Below are 13,320 nucleotides of genomic sequence, written 5' to 3'. Positions count from 1 at the left end.
TTGTTCGTAGTTTTTAGAAACTACACATGACGCGCGCATTATCTCGTGCGCAGTTTCTTCGTTATACCATGATTTCAGGTGTTTGCATGCGTTGGTTGCGTGCGGAGCCCAAAGGAAAATAGGAAAATTTCCAGAGCCTCGACCCTTTTTTGCTTTCTTTGCTCTCTACGTCTTTTGCGCAGCCCCCTCTCCCGCCAACGGGCGGAAGAGGGGTGGCCGTCGCTCAGCCGGCCAGCGTCCGGCCGGCCGATCCCAGGTCGGCGAAGGCTTCGTCCAGGCGGCGGACGATGCCGGCCTCGCCCTCGCGCAGCCACTTGCGCGGGTCGTACAGCTTCTTCAGCGGCTTTCCGGTTTCCGGATGGATCTGGTGGCGGAAGGCCGCCTCGTTTTCCAGGACGAAGCGCCCGATGCTCTCGGCGAAGGCGAACTGGGTGTCGGTGTCGATGTTCATCTTGAACACGCCGAAGCCCACGGCCTGCGCAATCTTCTCCTTCTCGGAGCCGGAACCGCCGTGGAATACCAGCGCCAGCGGCTTCTTCCCGCCGCCGTGGCGCTGCGCCACCAGCTCCTGCGAGGCGCCCAGAATCTCCGGCCGCAGCTTCACGTTGCCCGGCGCGTAGACCCCGTGCACGTTGCCGAAGGACGCCGCGACCGAGAAGGTGCCGATGGGTGACAGCAGCTCATAGGCGTGCAGCACGTCTTCCGGCTGGGTGTAGAGGCGGGCGTTGTCGGCGGCCTCCAGGTCCTCGGACCCGATGCCATCCTCCTCGCCGCCGGTAACGCCCAGCTCGATCTCCAGCGCCATGCCCAGCGGGGCGAGGCGTTTCAGGATGCGGGCGCATTCCGCGAGGTTCTCCTCCAGCGGCTCCTCCGACAAATCCAGCATGTGGGAGCTGAACAGCGGCTTGCCGGTGCGGCGGAAGAACTCCTCGCCGTGGGCGATCATGCCTTCGACCCAAGGGATCAGGCCCTTGTTGGCGTGGTCGGTGTGCAGCACGACGCAGACACCGTATTCCTTGGCCAGCAGATGGACGTGCTGGGCGGCGGACACGGCGCCCAGGATGCGGGCCTGGAGCGCGTCCTTCATACCTTCCCCGGCGAAGAAGCGGGCGCCGCCGTTGGACAGCTGGACGATCACGTCCGACCGGTTCTTGGCGGCCGCCTCCAGCACGGCGTTGACGCTGTTGGTGCCGACCACGTTGACGGCGGGCAGGGCGTACCCACCCTCCTGGCAGGCGGCGACCAGCCGGCGGTAGTCCTCTCCGGTCACGACGCCGGGCTGCAGTTTTGTCTCGGTGGGCATAAGGACGGGTCCTCCTCTGGTTCGTGCCCTAAGAGCTACGGAGGAACGTGGCAAGTTTCCATCCCACTTCCGTCATGTGTCCCTGGGAGACCCGAATTCAGCCCCTCGGATTCAGCCTGCTGAATTCAGCCCCTTGACCTTCCAATCGCTGGAAGCCTCATATGGGGGTGCAGCGCAAGATTATTGGGAAGGACCACCATGTCCACCGCAGCTGTCCAAACCGGCCAAAACACAGACGCCGCGACGCTCGACATCGGCGTTTCGGGGATGACCTGCGCGTCCTGCGTGGGCCGGGTGGAAAAGGCGCTGTCGCGCGTGCCCGGCGTCACCGGCGTCTCGGTCAACCTTGCCACCGAACGCGCGCACGTCACCTTCGCGGACCGGCCCGACGCCAAATCCGTGGCCGAAGCCATCGAGATGGCGGGCTACGAGCCGCAGAAGCAGGAATTCGATCTGACCGTGGGCGGCATGACCTGCGCCTCCTGCGTCGCGCGCGTCGAAAAGGCGTTGCTGCGCGTGCCGGGCGTGGAAAGCGCCGCCGTAAACCTCGCCACCGAACGCGCGCACGTCGTCGCCTACACCGGCGCGGTGGATGCGAGCCGGCTGGCCGAAGCCATCGAAATGACCGGCTTCACCGCCGCCCCCGTCGTCACCGACGCCGCCCCCGCCACGGACGCGGCGGCCGACCGCAGCCGGCGCGAACTGAACCATGTCCTGATTGCCGCCGCCTTATCGGCCCCGCTGGTCGTGGGCATGGTCGGGGATCTGATGGGCGTGCCCCTGATGCTGCCCCCCTGGGCGCAGTTCCTGCTCGCCACCCCCGTCCAGTTCTGGCTGGGCTGGCGCTTCTACCGCGCCGGCTGGAAGGCGCTGCGCGCCGGGTCCGGCAACATGGACCTGCTGGTGGCGCTCGGCACCTCGGCGGCCTGGGGCCTCAGCGTCTACATGATGCTGACCGCGCATCCCGGTCACACGCCGCACCTCTATTTCGAAGCCTCGGCGGTGCTGACCGCCTTCGTGCTGCTGGGCAAGTGGCTGGAGGCCCGCGCCAAGGGCCAGACGGCGGCAGCCATCCGCGCTTTGATGGACCTGCGCCCCGACACCGCCCGCGTCCGCCGCGGCGGCACGGAGGCCGAAATCCCGGTGGAGCAGGTTCGCGTCGGTGACACCGTCGTCGTCCGCCCCGGCGAGCGCATCCCCGTGGATGGTCGCGTGGTCGAGGGGGCGGGCAGCGTGGACGAATCCATGCTGACCGGCGAGAGCCTGCCCGTGGAGAAGGCGCCGGATTCCCGCGTCACCGGCGGGTCCATCAACGTGGACGGCCTTCTGGTCATCGAGACCCTCGCCGTCGGTTCCGAAACCATGCTGGCGAAGATCGTCCGCATGGTGGAGGGCGCCCAGGCGTCCAAGGCGCCGATCCAGCGTCTCGTGGACAAGGTCAGCGCGGTCTTCGTGCCGGTCGTCCTGGTAATCGCCGCCGTGACCTTCGCCGCTTGGTGGGCGACCACCGGCGACGTGGAGGCCGCCATCGTCACGGCGGTGTCGGTCCTGGTCATCGCCTGCCCCTGTGCGCTGGGCCTCGCCACCCCGACCTCCATCATGGTCGGCACGGGGGTCGCCGCGCGGCACGGCATCCTCATCAAGGACGCCGAGGCGCTGGAGCATGCCCACGCCATCACCGCCGTCGCCTTCGACAAGACCGGCACCCTGACGGAGGGCAAGCCCCGCGTCACCAACCTCGTCTCCGCCGGGGGCATCACCGAGGCGGACCTCCTGCGCCTCGCCGCGACCCTCCAGTCCGGCAGCGAACACCCCCTGGCCCACGCCGTCCGCACCCGCGCGGAGGAACAGGGCGTCGCCCCCGCCGCGTTCGCGGAGTTCAAGGCGCTCGCCGGCCGGGGCGTGTCGGGCACGGTGGACGGCCGCTCCATCCTGCTCGGCAGCAAGCGCCTGATGCAGGAGACCGGCATCGCCGACCCGGCGCTGGACGCCCGCGCCGCCGATCTGGAGGCGTCCGGTCACACCGTCTCATGGCTCGCCGAAACCGCTCCGACCCTCCGCCCGCTCGGCCTCGTGGCCTTCGGCGACACGGTGAAGGACAGCGCCCGCGCCGCCATCCGCTCGCTGAAGGAGCAGGGCGTGGAAACGGTCATGGTCACCGGCGACAGCAAGGGTGCTGCCCACGCCGTCGCCCGCGAGCTGGGCATTGACCGCGTCTTCGCCGAGGTTCTGCCCGGCGACAAGGCCGATGTCGTGGCGACCCTGAAGGGGGAGGGCAAGGTGGTCGGCATGGTCGGCGACGGCATCAACGACGCCCCCGCGCTGGCGGCGGCCGACGTCGGCATCGCCATGGCGACCGGCACCGACGTGGCGATGCACACGGCCGGCGTCACGCTGATGCGCGGCGACCCGCGTCTGGTCGCCGGCTCCATCGACGTGTCGCGGCGGACCTACGCCAAGATCAAGCAGGGGCTGTTCTGGGCCTTCGCCTACAACGTGGTCGGCATCCCGCTGGCGGCGTTCGGCTATCTCAGCCCGGTCCTGGCCGGCGCGGCCATGGCGCTCAGCTCCGTCAGCGTCGTCACCAACGCACTCACTCTCCGTGGATGGAAGCCCGTGGATGGAAACCATGAACATCGGTGAAGCCGCCAAGGCGTCCGGCGTCAACGCCAAGCTGATCCGCTACTACGAGTCCATCGGTCTGATTCCGGAGGCGGGCCGCACCGCCTCCGGCTACCGGGTCTACACGCCGAACGACGTGAACGTCCTGCGCTTCATCAAGCGGGCGCGCACGCTGGGCTTCAGCATCGAGCGCATCCAGACCCTCGTCGGCCTATGGCAGGACCGCAGCCGCTCCAGCGCCGAGGTCAAGCGGGTGGCGCTGGAGCATGTCGCCGAACTGGAAGCCAAGATCGCCGAGTTGCGCACCATGAGCGACACGCTGAAGCACCTCGCCCACGCCTGCCACGGCGACGACCGCCCCGATTGCCCCATCCTGAACGATCTGGCGCATGAGGACGAGGCGGCCGGCTCCTGCTGTTCCTGAAACGCGGCCTGCTCCTGAAAGCGGCTTACAGCCCCGGTTCCCAGCCCTCCGGGGCCATTTCGAAACCGGCGAACTCGAAGGCCGGCGAGACGGTGCAGCCGACCAGCACCCAGCCGTCCAGCGGACGCGCCGCCTGCCAGGCGTGGGCCGGGACGACGCCCTGGGGGCGTTGGCCGTGCTCCAGATCCATGCCGAGGATCAGGCGGTCCACCGACCGCCCGTCCTCGGAAATGGACAGTTCCAGCGCGCCGCCGGCGTGCCAGTGCCACATTTCCACCGCGTCCACCCGATGCCAGTGCGAGCGCTCGCCCGCGCGCAGCAGGAAGTAGATGCCGGTTTTCACCCCGCGCCCGCCGCCCTCCAGGGCGTGGCGGTAGGTCTCCACATAGTGACCGCCCTCGGGGTGCGGCTGCATCCCCAGCAATTCAATGATGCGTTCCGGCGTCATCGATTCACGCGGGCGGCGGCGCGGTGCGGCGGAAGCTGTCGCGGTCGGCCATGGCGGTGAACCACCGGGTCAGTGCCGGCCGGCCCTCCCGCCAGTCCTCGTGCCCGAAGCGGAAGTCGAGATAGCCCAGCGCCACCAGCACGGATAGCGTCCCGATGGTCAGCTCATCGCCCAGCCCGGCGGCCTCGCCCTCCAGCACGTCGAGCGCGCGGGCGACGGCGCGGCGCTGGCGTTCCATCCAGCTCGGCGACTTCTCGCCGTCCGGGCGGTTGGCTTCCAGCCGGCGCAGAATCGCCGCGTCGCAGATGCCGTCGGCGAGAGCTTGCAGGCGCAACGCCGTCCAGCGCGCCGGGCCGGTCGGCGGGAACAGGCGCCGGCCGTCGTGCAGCGTGTCCAGATACTCGGCGATGACCGGACTGTCGTAGAGCGCCGTGCCTTCTTTGAGGATCAGCGCCGGAACCTTGCCCAGCGGGTTGTCCTGCGGCAGGTCGGTGTCCGGCGACCAGGCGTTGGTCTCCTGCCTTTCGATGGAGTCCTCAAGCCCGCATTCGATCGCCACCATGACGACCTTGCGGACGTAGGGCGAGGTCGGGCTCCAGCGCAGCTTCATTCTTCGTCTCCTCCCGGCGGGGTGCGGCAAGCCTATATCAGAAACTGTCCTTGCGGCGGCGGATTTCGGCGAAGACCTCCACCGGATCGGCGCCGGCCATGCCGATGGACGCCTGCACCTCGGCCACATCGGCGCGCAGGAACGGGTTGGTGCGCCGCTCAAGCTCGATGGTGGTGGGAATCGTCGGCTCGCCGCGATCCCGCGTGGCCTTGATCTCCTTCGCGCGGGCCTGGAGTTCGGCGTTGCCGGGCTCGATGGTCACCGCGAACCGGGCGTTGGACAGGGTGTATTCGTGCCCGCAATAGACGCGCGTGTCGCCGGGCAGGTCGCGCAGCTTCTTCAGCGAATCCCACATCTGCGCGGGCGTGCCCTCGAACAGCCGGCCGCAGCCCAGCGCGAACAGCGTGTCACCGCAGAAGACCGCCTTGGCCTCCGGAAACCAGAAGGCGATGTGGCCGGAGGTGTGGCCGGGGATGAAAAGAACGCGCGCGGTCTGCGATCCGAACGAAATGGTCTCGCCTTCGCCCAGGCACGTCTCCATATCGGGTATGCGGGCCACGTCGGCGCGCGCCCCGATCACGTCGGCGCCGGTGCGCGTCTTCAGGTCGTGGTTGCCGCCGATGTGGTCGTTGTGGTGGTGGGTGTTGAAGATGTGCGTGAGCGTCCAGCCGCGCCGCGACAGCTCCGCCTCCACCGATTTGGCGTCTCCGGGGTCCACGACACCAACGGCGCCACTGGCCGGATCGCGAAGCAGGTAAATGTAATTGTCGGCGAAAGCCGGAACGAGGTGGATCTCCATGGCCGAGGGCCCCTCCCGCAGAGAAACGTGGTAACTTCGGATGACCATGTACACCGATATTGTAGACCTTCGGGAGTTCTATGAGTCCAGCCTGGGTCAGGCGGCGCGGCGGATGATCCGCCGGCGCATCCGCATGATCTGGCCGGACGTGCATGGTCAGATCGTGCTGGGGGTCGGCTACACCACACCCTATCTGCGCCCCTTCCAGAGCGAGGCGGAGCGTGTCATCTCCATCATGCCGGCCAGCCAGGGCGTCGCCTTCTGGCCGCCGGAGGGGCCGGGGCTGGTGGCGCTGGGCGACGAGGCCGACCTGCCGCTGGCCGACATGTCGGTGGACCGCGTGCTGCTCGTCCACGGGCTGGAGGGCACGGAGCAACTGCGCCCCATGATGCGCGAGATCTGGCGCGTGCTGGCCGGCGGCGGGCGCGTGCTGGCGGTGGTGCCGAACCGGCGCGGCTTGTGGGCGCGCGCCGACTGGACGCCCTTCGGCCATGGCTTTCCCTATTCGGCCTCGCAACTGAAGCAGGTTCTGCGCGACACCATGTTCGTGCCGGAGCGCACCGGCCACGCCCTGTTCATCCCGCCGCTACGCTCCCGCTTCCTGCTGAAGACCGCGCCCGCGTGGGAGGAGGTGGGCGAGCGCTGGTTCAAGGCCTTCGCCGGCGTCACCATGATCGAGGCGTCCAAGCAGATCTTCGCCGGCGTGGCGCGCAAGGCGCAGCCGACGAAGCGCCGCCTGATCGTCCCGCTTCCCGGCGGAACCGCCCCCGCCCGCCGGCCGGCGGGGTCGGGCGCATGGCGGGTGTCCGAGGAGCCCTGAGCCTTACCCTCGCATCTGTCGCAGCACGTCGCCGACGCGGGCGTTCAGGCCGCTGACGCGCGTGGTCAGGGTCTGCGCCAGCGTGCTCAGCGTGTCCAACGTCTGCGACACGCCGCCGACCGTCCGTTCGGCGTCGCCGATGCTGCGCTCGGCCTCCGTCGCGTCCTGGCGGGAACGGTCGATGTTGCGCGACACCTCGGCGGTCAGGCCCGCCTGCTCGTCGATGGCGGCGGCCACCGTGTCGTTGATGGTCTGAATCGACCCGATGGTCGAATGGATGCGGCCCAGCGCCTCGTCCACCGCCGCCGTCTCGCGTTGCAGGTTGGCGACCTGATCGGCGATCTGCTTGGTGGCGTCGGCGGTCTGGCGGGACAGCGCCTTGACCTCGTTCGCCACGACCGCGAATCCCCGGCCGGCCTCGCCCGCGCGCGCCGCCTCGATGGTCGCGTTGAGCGCCAGCAGGTTGGTCTGGCTGGCGATGGCGTTGATCAGCTTCACCACGCTGGCGATCTGCTCCGCTGCCGCGCGCAGGGAGGTCATGACCGTGGTGGCGCGGTCGGAATCGACGGCTGCCGCCTGGCTGATCTCGCGCGCCTTGGCGGTGTCGCCGGAGATGCGCTGGGCGGTGGAGGACAGCCGGTCGATGACGCCGACGATGGCACTGACCGACCCGTCGACGGCGCGCGCCGCCGCCGCCGCATCGCCGGTCTGGCGCAGGCAGTCGCCGCTGGCGCGCTTGGCCCCGCCGACCGCCTCGTCCAGCTTGCGCCCGGCCTCGGCCGCCTCGCTCATCAGCCCGCCGACGTCGCGCTCCAGCCGGTCGGACAGCTCGCGCAGCAGCTGGGTGCGCTGCGTCTCCGCCACCTCGGCCCGGATGGTCGAAATGGCCCAGTGCCGGGCGATGCGGGCGTAGCGGCGGGCCTGATCGACCGGTGCCGCGACGCCCAGCGAGGCGACCCGCTTGCCGTCCACGTCGATGGAGACGTTGTAGCCCTCGCGCATGGCGGGGTTGGCCTTCGCCTCCTCCCTGGTCACCGCGCGCTCGTCGGTGCGGCCGGCCATGATGTCGGCGGCGATGGGGTGGGTGCTGCCGATCCGCTCGCGGGCGGTGGAGGCGATGATCGAACCCCCCGGCCCCATGAAGGAAACGACAACCTCCAGCTCGCGGCCGATGTTGTCACAGATCTCTTGTGCGGTGCGGGCGCTGAGTTCCAAGCTGTTCCTCCCTATCGAGGGTTTGGGGCACTGTTGTCCGGCCTTATCGTTTGGCTAGCATAGTGATATGACATTAACGCGAGGTTGAAGAAATGGCGAAGGCGAGCGTTCTGATCCTGCCGGGGCTCGGCAATTCGGGGCCCGAGCATTGGCAGACGTGGTTGCAGGGCCGCCACCCGGCCTTCCGCCGCGTCGAACAGGCGGATTGGGACGCCCCGAATCGGGAGGATTGGGAAGCCGCGCTGGAAGCCGCCGTGGCCGACTCGGGAGCCCCGGTCGTGCTGATCGCCCACAGCCTGTCCTGCGTGCTGGTCGCCCATTGGGCGCGCACGAGCCCGTCGGTCGGCAAGGTCGCCGCCGCCCTGCTGGTCGCCCCGTCCGACGTCGAATCGGCGAAGCATACCCCGCCGGAGGTGCATTGTTTCGCCCCGGTGCCCGACGACCCGCTGCCCTTCCACACCGTGGTCATCGCGGGCAACAACGACCCTTACTGCGCCATCAACCGCGCCTGCGGCTTCGCGGTCGGGTGGGGAGCCGACTTCATCGACGCCGGCCCCCTTGGCCACATCAACACGGCGTCGGGCCTCGGCCCCTGGCCGGACGGCGAGCGGCTGGTGCTGGACCTGTTGAGGGAGGTGGGGACGCAGGCCGATTTCCGATGAAGGCCGGATACCGGGCAAACACCCCTGCGTAGCAAGAATCGGGTGTCGGACATCTACCGAGTTGCTTAGGCATGCTCATCCAACCGAGGAGAGAAGCAATGCCCATGCTGCAAGACAAGGTGGCCATCGTTACGGGCGCGTCCGCCGGGATCGGCCTCGCGACGGCAAAGCTGTTCGCGTCAGAAGGGGCCGCCGTGGTCGTCAACGCGCGGACCGGCGCCGCTTTGGACAAAGCCGTTGCGGCGATCAAGGCCGCCGGCGGCCGTGCGCGGGCGGTGGCCGGAGATGTCGCCGAAGCGGACACGCATGAGGAACTGGTCGAGACCGCGCTGAAGGAATTCGGAGGGCTCGACATCGCTTTCAACAACGCGGGAACCGTCGGTCCCCTCAAACCGCTTGCGGCGATCACGCCGATGGAATGGCAGCAGGTCCTGTCGATCAATCTGACGGCGGCCTTCCTTGGTGCGCGCAGTCAGGTTCCCGCCATGCTCGATCGGGGCGGCGGTTCGATCATCGTCACGTCGAGCTTCGTGGGAACCAGCGTCGGCCTTCCCGGCATGGCGGCCTATGCCGCCGCGAAAGCCGGCCTCATGGGGCTAGTGAAGGGCCTCACCGCCGACTATGCCGGCCACGGCATCCGGGCGAACGCGCTGCTTCCCGGCGGGGTCGACACCGCGATGGCCGGAGACAGCGCGCAAAAGGAATGGGCCGCTGGACTGCACGCGCTGAAGCGGATAGCGCAGCCCGAGGAAATAGCGCAGGCAGCGCTGTTCCTCGCCGGTCCCATGGGGAGCTTCGTAGCCGGATCGGCCCTCTTCGCCGACGGAGGAAACGCCGCCGTCAAGTAAGCCCGGGCTGAAGCCGTACGTGAGATCTAAGGCTTCCCGACCAGCGTCTTCTCGCCGTCCCTGTAGGTGTATTCCGGCGCGGAGGTCAGAGCCGCCTGCGGCACATCGACCGTCGCGCCGCCACCGCCCGTGTCCACGCGCAGCATGTCGGCGGGCAACGAGACCAGCTTCGCGCCGGACTCCACCACCACACGGTCCACCGGCCCGTCGTCCCCGCTCAGCGTGAAGTCGCGGATGGCGCCGCCGGTCTGGCCGTCGCGGGTCCGCAACTCCTTGCCGATCAGTGTCCGGGCCTCGGCGGTGGTCAGTCCGCGCGGGTTGTAGGCGACGGAGGGCGCCGCCTTCTGCATTTCATCCGACGGGGCGGCGCCGCTGACGCCCTCCTGGGATTTGGTCGGGTCGGTGGTCGGCGTGTCGTCGGGGCGAGGAGCGGTCATCAGGGGCGCCTGATCCGCCGCCGGAGCCGGGGCGGTGTTCTGGGCGCCGGTGGTCTGGGCGGAAGCCGCCCCCACGATGAGGAAGGGTGCCAGAAGGGCGGCGGCGATACGCATGGTGCAAAGCTCCCGTTTCGAAGACCTTGCCCTTAAACACCCCGAACCCCGGACGGGTTGCCTCAGCCCGTTGTCTCACCCCCGGCGCAACAGGAACACGCCCTGTTCGCCCAGCAGGTTGGCGAAGCCCGAATGGGCGTGCCCGGTCACGCGGCCGACGCGGTCCACGATCATGCAGCGCTCGATCCGGATGCCCATTTCCTCGGTCAGGGTCACGAAATCCTTGATCGTGCAGAAGTGGATGTTGGGCGTTTCCCACCACTGGTAGCCAAGCTTCTCCGTCACCGGCATGCGGCCGGTCAGCAGCAGTTGCAGGCGGATGCGCCAGTAGCCGAAGTTCGGCACCGACACGATGGCGCGCCGGCCGATGCGCGTCAGGTTCTCCAGCACCGTGCGCGGTTGCCGCATGGCCTGAAGCGTCTGGCTGAGGACCACATAGTCGAAGGCATCGGCCGGATAGTCCTTCAGGTCCGTCTCGGCGTCGCCCTGGATCACCGACAGGCCCTGCGCCACGCACTGGTGCACGCCATCCATGGACAGCTCGATCCCGCGCCCGTCCACGCCCTTCTCGCGGTTGAGGAAGGCCAGCAGGGTCCCATCGCCGCAGCCGACGTCCAGCACGCGGCTGCCCGGCTCGACCATCTCGGCGATCAGCTTCAGGTCGAAGCGGATGCCGTTGCCGTTGCCGTTCCCACTGATGGTGCGGACGGAGGCGGCGCTGCTGTCGTCGAGGGGGCTCATCGTTGCTGCACTCGTGTCAGGGGGCGCGCCGGCGGGCGGTCAGGCCCCGGTGCTCGGCGCAGCCCTCCAGGAAGCCGCGGACCACCTGATGGAACTCCGGCTCGTCCAGCAGGAAGGCGTCGTGGCCCTTGTCGGTCTGGATTTCCACGAAGCTGACGTTGGCGGCGACCGCGTTCAGCGCGTGCACGATGGCCCGCGATTCCGAGGTCGGGAACAGCCAGTCGCTGGAGAAGCTGGCGAGGCAGAAGCGCACCGGCGTGCCGCGCCCGTCCTTACGGAAGGCGTTGGGCAGCGACCCGCCGTGGTCCCCGGCCAAATCGAAATAGTCCATCGCCCGCGTGATGTAGAGGTAGCTGTTGGCGTCGAACCGCTCCACGAAGGTGATGCCCTGGTGGCGCAGGTAGCTTTCCACCTGGAAATCGGCGTCGAAACCGTAGGTGAAGGACTGCCGGTTCTGCAGGTTGCGGCCGAACTTGCGGTGCAGCGCCGGCTCCGACAGATAGGTGATGTGCGCGGCCATGCGCGCCACCGCCAGTCCCCGGTGGGGGCGCGTGCCCTCCAGCAGGTAGTTGCCGCCGGCCCAGTCCGGATCGGCCATGATCGCCTGGCGGCCGACCTCGTGGAAGGCGATGTTCTGCGCGGAATGGCGCGCCGCCGTGGCGATGGGCACCGCCGCGAACACGGACTCGGGATAAGCGACCGCCCATTGCAGCACCTGCATGCCGCCCATGGACCCACCGATCACGCAGAACAGTTGCTCGATGCCCAGATGCTCGACCAGCAGCTTCTGCGCGCGGACCATGTCGCCGATGGTGATGACCGGGAAGTTCAGGCCGTAGGGCTTGCCGGTCGCCGGGTCAATCTCCTTCGGACCGGTCGAGCCCATGCAGCCGCCGATGACGTTGGAGCAGATGACGAAATAGCGGTCGGTGTCCACCGGCCTGCCGGGACCGACCAGCATCTCCCACCAGCCGGACTTGCCGGTGACTGGGTGCTGGTCCAGCACGTAATGGTCGCCGGTCAGCGCGTGGCAGATCAGGATGGCGTTGGAACGGTCGGCGTTCAGCGTTCCGTAGGTCTGGTAGGCGACCTCGAAGGGACCCAGCTCCGCCCCGCTGTCGAGCCGCATCGGCCGATCGACGCCGAGCGTGACGCGGTGGCCGGGCAAGGACCCAGCGTCGGCAGGCGCGACGACGGCGGGTTTCGGCGCGGACATGGCGGTTTGCAAGGCCTCCGGACACAGGGAGCGTATAGCTACGGAGCAAGGCTTGGGGGTGTCAACGTTTTCTTTGATTTTAGGGAGCATGCGGACTACTACTATCCGGCTGAGTTTTCGCCGGCCCGGTTTTCGCTGGCCCGATTTCGATGGTCTCCCGCCCCATGCCCCCGCCCAAGTCTCCCCTCGACGACCTGCGCCGCGAGATCGATCACATCGACGATGCGATCCACGACCTGCTGATGCGCCGCGCGTCGGTGGCGGAGCGGATCGGCGCCGCCAAGGGGCAGGCGGACCCCCACGCCAACGCCCAGTCCATCTATCTGCGCCCGGCGCGCGAGGCGGTGATCCTGCGCCGCCTGATGGCGCGTCACGCCGGCTCCTTCCCGGCGGCCGTGATCGTGCGAATCTGGCGCGAGATGATCACCGCGCTGACCCGCCTTCAGGGGCCCTTCGCCGTCGCCGTCTACGCGCCGGAGGATCGGCGCGGCTTCTGGGACGTGGCGCGCGACCATTACGGCAGCTTCGTCGCCATGACCGCCGTGAACACCCCGGTCGCCGCCATCCGCGCGGTGTCGGAGGGGACGGCCACCGTCGGCGTGGTTCCCTACCCGGCGGAGGACGACGGCGATCCCTGGTGGCGGTTCCTGCTGTCGTCCGACGCGCGCACGCCCCGGGTCGTGGCCCGGCTGCCCTTCGGGGCGCGCGGCAACGCCCGTGGCGAGGACCGCGACGCGCTGGCCATCGCGCTGGTCCCGCACGAGCCGACCGGCGACGACCGCACGCTGCTCGGCGTCGAGCTCGGCCACGACCTCAGCCGCGGCCGGCTGAAGGACCATCTGGAGGCCTGCGGCCTGCCGCCGACCGGCTTTTGCACCTGGCACGCCAGGGACCTGTCCGGTCCGTCCATCCATCTGGTGGAGATCGCCGACTTCGTCGATCACACCGACCCGCGCCTGTCCGCCTTCGCCGAGCGGCTGGGCGAGATCCCGGTGCGGGTCAACATCGTGGGCGGCTACGCCGTCCCGCTTCACCTGTCCAACGACGCCCGCAAGGCCTGA

14 protein-coding genes are annotated in these 13,320 nt (G+C 68.9%); 6 read left to right on the top strand and 8 right to left on the bottom strand.

The features are described 5' to 3' along the window. Positions 1–223 precede the first annotated feature (223 nt). Entirely contained in the window at positions 224–1,303 is a 1,080-nt protein-coding gene (gene fbaA / locus J2852_RS17365; protein WP_209877773.1) for a class II fructose-bisphosphate aldolase, read from the bottom strand. Positions 1,304–1,501: 198 nt separating this feature from the next. Between fbaA and J2852_RS17360 the strand changes: the two genes are divergently transcribed. Then, a complete protein-coding gene (locus J2852_RS17360) occupies positions 1,502–3,946 on the top strand; it encodes a heavy metal translocating P-type ATPase (RefSeq protein ID WP_209877771.1) in 2,445 nt (814 codons plus the stop codon). Further along, entirely contained in the window at positions 3,933–4,349 is a 417-nt protein-coding gene (cueR, locus tag J2852_RS17355) for a Cu(I)-responsive transcriptional regulator (protein ID WP_209877769.1), read from the top strand. The genes J2852_RS17360 and cueR overlap by 14 nt, the downstream gene beginning before the upstream one ends. 25 nt (positions 4,350–4,374) lie before the next feature. Here the strand turns inward: cueR and J2852_RS17350 are convergent, their stop codons facing one another. From J2852_RS17350 to gloB, 3 genes are read right to left on the bottom strand one after another with little or no spacing between them, the layout of a single operon-like run. After that, positions 4,375–4,797: a cupin domain-containing protein gene (locus tag J2852_RS17350; protein WP_209877767.1), complete on the bottom strand. Its 423-nt coding sequence runs from the start codon at positions 4,795–4,797 to the stop codon at positions 4,375–4,377. A 4-nt stretch (positions 4,798–4,801) separates the two neighbouring features. Beyond that, on the bottom strand, positions 4,802–5,407 hold the full coding sequence (locus J2852_RS17345; RefSeq protein WP_209877765.1) for a glutathione S-transferase C-terminal domain-containing protein: 606 nt from the start codon (positions 5,405–5,407) through the stop codon (positions 4,802–4,804). 37 nt (positions 5,408–5,444) lie between these two features. Then, positions 5,445–6,206 carry a hydroxyacylglutathione hydrolase gene (gene gloB / locus J2852_RS17340; RefSeq protein ID WP_209877763.1) on the bottom strand — a complete coding sequence of 254 codons (762 nt, stop codon included), beginning with the start codon at positions 6,204–6,206 and terminating at the stop codon, positions 5,445–5,447. A 40-nt stretch (positions 6,207–6,246) separates the two neighbouring features. Here gloB and J2852_RS17335 point away from each other — a divergent pair, with 40 nt between their 5' ends. Beyond that, on the top strand, positions 6,247–7,026 hold the full coding sequence (locus J2852_RS17335) for a class I SAM-dependent methyltransferase (RefSeq protein WP_425514388.1): 780 nt from the start codon (positions 6,247–6,249) through the stop codon (positions 7,024–7,026). A gap of 3 nt (positions 7,027–7,029) precedes the next feature. Here J2852_RS17335 and J2852_RS17330 read toward each other — a convergent pair whose 3' ends face one another. Next, positions 7,030–8,241, bottom strand: a complete 1,212-nt coding sequence (locus J2852_RS17330; RefSeq protein WP_209877761.1) for a methyl-accepting chemotaxis protein — start codon at positions 8,239–8,241, stop codon at positions 7,030–7,032. Positions 8,242–8,333: 92 nt separating this feature from the next. On the opposite strand from J2852_RS17330, the gene J2852_RS17325 reads away from it, so the two are divergent. Next, positions 8,334–8,903, top strand: coding sequence for an RBBP9/YdeN family alpha/beta hydrolase (locus J2852_RS17325; protein ID WP_209877759.1), 570 nt, complete (start codon positions 8,334–8,336; stop codon positions 8,901–8,903). Between the two features lie 98 nt (positions 8,904–9,001). Then, positions 9,002–9,751 carry an SDR family oxidoreductase gene (locus J2852_RS17320; protein ID WP_209877757.1) on the top strand — a complete coding sequence of 250 codons (750 nt, stop codon included), beginning with the start codon at positions 9,002–9,004 and terminating at the stop codon, positions 9,749–9,751. 26 nt (positions 9,752–9,777) lie between these two features. Here the strand turns inward: J2852_RS17320 and J2852_RS17315 are convergent, their stop codons facing one another. From J2852_RS17315 to metX, 3 genes are all read right to left on the bottom strand, one after another. Further along, on the bottom strand, positions 9,778–10,302 hold the full coding sequence (locus J2852_RS17315) for a PRC-barrel domain-containing protein (protein ID WP_209877755.1): 525 nt from the start codon (positions 10,300–10,302) through the stop codon (positions 9,778–9,780). A gap of 75 nt (positions 10,303–10,377) precedes the next feature. Further along, positions 10,378–11,043, bottom strand: coding sequence for a methionine biosynthesis protein MetW (metW, locus tag J2852_RS17310; protein WP_209877753.1), 666 nt, complete (start codon positions 11,041–11,043; stop codon positions 10,378–10,380). A gap of 16 nt (positions 11,044–11,059) precedes the next feature. Next, a complete protein-coding gene (gene metX / locus J2852_RS17305; protein ID WP_209877751.1) occupies positions 11,060–12,259 on the bottom strand; it encodes a homoserine O-acetyltransferase MetX in 1,200 nt (399 codons plus the stop codon). A 164-nt stretch (positions 12,260–12,423) separates the two neighbouring features. Between metX and J2852_RS17300 the strand changes: the two genes are divergently transcribed. Further along, positions 12,424–13,320, top strand: a complete 897-nt coding sequence (locus tag J2852_RS17300) for a chorismate mutase (RefSeq protein ID WP_209877750.1) — start codon at positions 12,424–12,426, stop codon at positions 13,318–13,320.

The sequence above is a fragment of the Azospirillum soli genome, from assembly GCF_017876165.1.
GTDB classification, from domain to species: Bacteria; Pseudomonadota; Alphaproteobacteria; order Azospirillales; family Azospirillaceae; genus Azospirillum; species Azospirillum soli.
The sequence above is the reverse complement of the archived record's forward strand: the minus strand, read 5'-3'. Positions and strand labels throughout refer to the sequence as shown.

Excerpts from the sequence above, each read along its gene's own strand:
- metW (WP_209877753.1), bottom strand. The coding sequence starts at position 11,043 with ATGAGCCCCCTCGACGACAGCAGCGCCGCCTCCGTCCGCACCATCAGT.
- cueR (WP_209877769.1), top strand. The coding sequence starts at position 3,933 with ATGAACATCGGTGAAGCCGCCAAGGCGTCCGGCGTCAACGCCAAGCTG.
- J2852_RS17300 (WP_209877750.1), top strand. The coding sequence starts at position 12,424 with ATGCCCCCGCCCAAGTCTCCCCTCGACGACCTGCGCCGCGAGATCGAT.
- J2852_RS17335 (WP_425514388.1), top strand. The coding sequence starts at position 6,247 with ATGACCATGTACACCGATATTGTAGACCTTCGGGAGTTCTATGAGTCC.
- fbaA (WP_209877773.1), bottom strand. The coding sequence starts at position 1,303 with ATGCCCACCGAGACAAAACTGCAGCCCGGCGTCGTGACCGGAGAGGAC.
- J2852_RS17320 (WP_209877757.1), top strand. The coding sequence starts at position 9,002 with ATGCCCATGCTGCAAGACAAGGTGGCCATCGTTACGGGCGCGTCCGCC.
- J2852_RS17345 (WP_209877765.1), bottom strand. The coding sequence starts at position 5,407 with ATGAAGCTGCGCTGGAGCCCGACCTCGCCCTACGTCCGCAAGGTCGTC.
- J2852_RS17325 (WP_209877759.1), top strand. The coding sequence starts at position 8,334 with ATGGCGAAGGCGAGCGTTCTGATCCTGCCGGGGCTCGGCAATTCGGGG.
- J2852_RS17360 (WP_209877771.1), top strand. The coding sequence starts at position 1,502 with ATGTCCACCGCAGCTGTCCAAACCGGCCAAAACACAGACGCCGCGACG.
- metX (WP_209877751.1), bottom strand. The coding sequence starts at position 12,259 with ATGTCCGCGCCGAAACCCGCCGTCGTCGCGCCTGCCGACGCTGGGTCC.
- J2852_RS17315 (WP_209877755.1), bottom strand. The coding sequence starts at position 10,302 with ATGCGTATCGCCGCCGCCCTTCTGGCACCCTTCCTCATCGTGGGGGCG.
- gloB (WP_209877763.1), bottom strand. The coding sequence starts at position 6,206 with ATGGAGATCCACCTCGTTCCGGCTTTCGCCGACAATTACATTTACCTG.
- J2852_RS17350 (WP_209877767.1), bottom strand. The coding sequence starts at position 4,797 with ATGACGCCGGAACGCATCATTGAATTGCTGGGGATGCAGCCGCACCCC.